This window comes from Streptomyces sp. NRRL F-2664 (genome assembly GCF_000719345.1).
Taxonomy (GTDB): domain Bacteria; phylum Actinomycetota; class Actinomycetes; order Streptomycetales; family Streptomycetaceae; genus Streptomyces.
Genome location: NZ_JOFX01000138.1, coordinates 1 through 3,165, shown reverse-complemented (window position 1 = coordinate 3,165; position 3,165 = coordinate 1). Strand labels below are relative to the sequence as shown.

The 3,165-nt window shown below is 66.0% G+C and carries 2 protein-coding genes; one reads left to right on the top strand and one right to left on the bottom strand.

Going from position 1 to position 3,165, the window contains the following annotated elements:
- On the top strand, positions 1-972 hold a 972-nt coding region (locus IF89_RS43625; protein ID WP_158718096.1), incomplete at its 5' end, for an RHS repeat-associated core domain-containing protein.
- A gap of 1,255 nt (positions 973-2,227) precedes the next feature.
- Here the strand turns inward: IF89_RS43625 and IF89_RS0134660 are convergent.
- Positions 2,228-2,488 (bottom strand): hypothetical protein, encoded by a 261-nt coding sequence (locus IF89_RS0134660; protein WP_030776801.1) that lies wholly within the window; start codon positions 2,486-2,488, stop codon positions 2,228-2,230.
- Positions 2,489-3,165: the final 677 nt, after the last annotated feature.

Below are 3,165 nucleotides of genomic sequence, written 5' to 3'. Positions count from 1 at the left end.
CGCGCCGCCGACCCCGCCGCCAACCCCTTCCGCTTCGGCGGCGAATACACCAACACCGAAAACGGCACCGACTACACCCCCGCACGCCTCTACCACCGCGCAACCGGCCGCTTCACCACCCGCGACCCCCACCCCACCCCCCTCAACAAATACCAAGCCTACGCAGCCAACCCCGCCGAATACACCGACCCCACCGGAAACCTCCCCTTCAGACTCCGCAAGCATAAGCAGGCTAAACAGCAGGCAAAGAACAAAGCGGCCGCGAACACTGCACGCGAGGCGAATCGTGAAAGCCCCTTGCATAAACAGGCAAGGAAGGCCGCCGAGGCCACCGACGCCGCTGCAAAAGCAGGCAGGGCCCAGGTCCACCAAGCCCTCCACCAAAGATCCGCAGCCATTACAGGCGAAATTGAAGGAATTATCGCAAATGGAAATATCAACGCCTCGCACCGCCTTGTGGAACTGCACAAACAGCATCAGGAGCTGGCCGGGACAGAATATTACATTCCCCTCACACCCTTGGCAGAGCAAAGCATAGAGGGCCAAGCGTACATGGCAGGGAAATGGCAGGAATTCACCGGAATAATACACCGAACCTACGTCGAGTACCAGCCGATGCGCGACCATCTCGCCTTCGTGGAATCCGTGAAAAATAGGGGCTCTGGGCGCTCTGGGCCTGAGGGAGACTTCGATCAGGTCGCTTTGAATTACTCCTATGAACGTTCCAAGGATGCGACCAAGGGAATACAGAACGAGGCGGCCGGTTGGTATCCCGACATGATCGATTCTGCTGAAGAAAAATACAAATCCAACCAGTACTTGATGCGCCTGATATCTCGGCTTGACGTATTCATGCGACAAGAGGCCCACGCATACCGCAGCGAAGCTGCATTTACCTCCTTCAAGCGTACGCGCGATGACGTAAACAAAGAACTCGGCCTTAATTGGATGGTCGAAGCCGACGCCGAATAGGGCGTCGCAGTCGAGTCGGGTACTGCTGATCCTTAACATCGCGTTTGACTCCGCTGCGCGATTGGAAAACTCACCGGGGTGGCCGCAGGTCGCTGTCCTGTAGCGAGATCGTCCCGCGTTTGATGATCTGGCCATGTTCGGCATACCGGGTGTACGGGAGTTCGATCTCGTAGGTTGTTGAGCCCAGTTGCTGAAGCGGCGGCACTATCCGAACAGGGGGTGCGGCAGAGCAGGGCTGCACGGCCGCTCAGGTGCCCGGGCCCGACGCCACAGGCGGTCAGCCTGTGGCGTCGGGCCCGGGCGGAGGGCGGCCGTCAGGCGCTGGTGCCCAGGGGGCCGGGCGGCAGCTCGTATCTGGGGCGCGGAGCAGGAGCGGGAGCGGTAACTGGAGGGTTCCCTGCGTGCCGGCCCCGCGGCGTGCAGGCGGGAACCCACGGCGGACGCTGGCGCGGGCAGGGGTGCTGACCGGGGATCGGTTCAAGGTCGCATACGGGATCTCCGGGTGTGGCGGCTGCTGGACCGCCCCAGCTGGCCATGGCAGGGTCCCCGGAGTGCGGGCAGTTGAGTGCGATGAGGCGATTGCTGCATGGTGCACGCAGGCATGGCCTGCGGCATCCTCTGGGAGCGCGCCATGACTTCCTTCCCCCACCTCCGCCGCCGGTCGTCCGCAGCCCGCCACCTGGGCGCGAGCCAGACCGGACCATGTGCCAAATGCGGGCGCCCCTACGTGCGCTACGGGCCCCTGCCAGTCCTTGTGCGAGCCGGGCAGGGCGGCCCGGCGGGCGCAGAACGGAGGGTTGCCGGTGCGGTGGAAGCGGATGAAGGTGCCGGGGGCGAGGGTTTTCACGACGCGCCAGCCGAACCGCCCGGGTGTGGCGGGGGAGGGCGGCCGCAGGTGCGGCGGGAGGGTCGAGCCGTCGACACTCGACGATGACCTGGCCGGCCCGGACGGTGACGCGGAAGCCGGTGACTCCCGCCGGCGTGGCGGATGGGGCGTTGGAGACGAGTTCGCCCGCCACGGTCAGCACATCATCGACCAGGACCGGCAGTGCGGCGTGCTCGGCGAGGACACGGTGGGTGATCTCCCGGGCCTTTGCACCGCTCAGGCCGGCCGGGAGACCCGTCGTCCTCGGCCGGCCCTTATATGGAGCGACTGCCCCAGGCGCTGCCAGAGATTCCGGCCGCTGTCCGCCGCGGCAGGTTCAGCCGGCATAGCCGGTGGTGTCGCGGATGTCGAACAGGGCCAGGGCGCCGGTCAGCTCCAGCATTGCAGCTGGTTGGGTAGCGGGGGCTGGAGGACCAGGGGGTGGGCGGTGCGGAGCCGGATGAGGACGTTGAGGAAGCTGGAGTCGCCGAACGTGACCTGCCGGACGTCCATGACGAGGGGGCTGTCCGGCGTGGGACCGGTGTTGCAGGCGTCGACCAGTAGTGCGGTGGCGTCCAGGTCGAACTCGCTGGAGCAGACGACGCACACGCCGTCGGCCTCGGCCCTGACCGTCACCTGGGGCGCCTTCACGCGGCCTCCCGGAGATACGAACACCGGCCGAGGCCATGAGACGCTGGTCACGAGACCTGGCCTACTGCTGATTCGCAACGACCCGCGGAAACCGCCTCGCGTCCCAGTTTCCAGGTGTCCGCGATCAGGGGGAAGCCTCACCCGGCCGGGTAGCAGTGATTCGCGTACGACGGCGTGCTCAACGACACCGAACGAACCCCTCCCCAGACGGACAGTCCGAGATCATCCCACCGCCGATAACGTGACAGTATCAATTAAGGAGCTGTTCGGGGGAGAACAGCCGCCCGGAACTCTGGTCTCCTGGGCCGGATACCTGCAACATATGTGCGCCATTTTCCAGGGGTTCTTCTGTGCCGTCTTCGCCGTCTCTTCCTCCGTCTTCTGCCGCCTGCCGTGTCCGCCGGGGTGGTGTGGCGGGGCTGGTGGCCCTGGCCGCCGCCGGATCCCTTGTCGCAGAAAGCGCGAGTGCAGCGTTCGCTGCCGGTACCCGCACCCAGGCCCCAGCTGCAGCGGTGTCCCTTCCGGGAGCGGAGGGCATCGTGTCGGGTGTGTTTGCGCCGGGTGAGGAGGCCGGCGGCGCGGTGGATGCGCGGACCGGCCGCTACTCCCTGGAGGTGCCGCTCCTGGCGACGGCGGGGCGTGGGGAGGCGGGGTTCGGGCTGGCTCTGTCGTATGAC